Origin of the sequence: Pseudomonas agronomica (genome assembly GCF_025917275.1) — a bacterium.
GTDB classification, from domain to species: domain Bacteria; phylum Pseudomonadota; class Gammaproteobacteria; order Pseudomonadales; family Pseudomonadaceae; genus Aquipseudomonas; species Aquipseudomonas agronomica.
Window position 1 is genome coordinate 1 of the sequence record NZ_JAOSHO010001070.1, and the last position, 402, is coordinate 402.

The 402-nt window shown below is 61.9% G+C and carries 1 protein-coding gene; it reads left to right on the top strand.

Annotation, left to right across the window (positions count from 1 at the left end):
• On the top strand, positions 1–402 hold a 402-nt coding region (locus OC610_RS28950), incomplete at both ends, for a TIGR00366 family protein (protein WP_264433257.1).

Consider the following 402-nt stretch of genomic DNA (forward strand, 5'->3'; position numbering starts at 1 on the left):
TGGCCTGGGTCGCATTGATCTCCATGATCGCGTCGCTGCTCAACTGGGGCTTGTCACTGGTATTCGGCGGCTTGCTGGTTCGGGCCCTTGCCCGTCGCGCTGATTTGAAAATGGATTATCGCGCCGCCGGCGCTGCCGCCTATCTGGGCCTGGGAGCGGTGTGGGCGTTGGGGTTGTCTTCCTCGGCCGCTCAACTACAGGCCAACCCGGCCAGCCTGCCACCGTCGATCCTGTCGATTACCGGCGTCATTCCGTTTACCCAGACGATCTTTCTCTGGCAATCCGGCGTGATGCTGCTGGCCTTGATTGTGATCTCTGTGATCATCGCCTACGCCACCGCTCCTGGCCCCAATAGTGCCCGTGATGCCGCCGCTTGCGGGATCGACCCCAGTTTCAGCATGC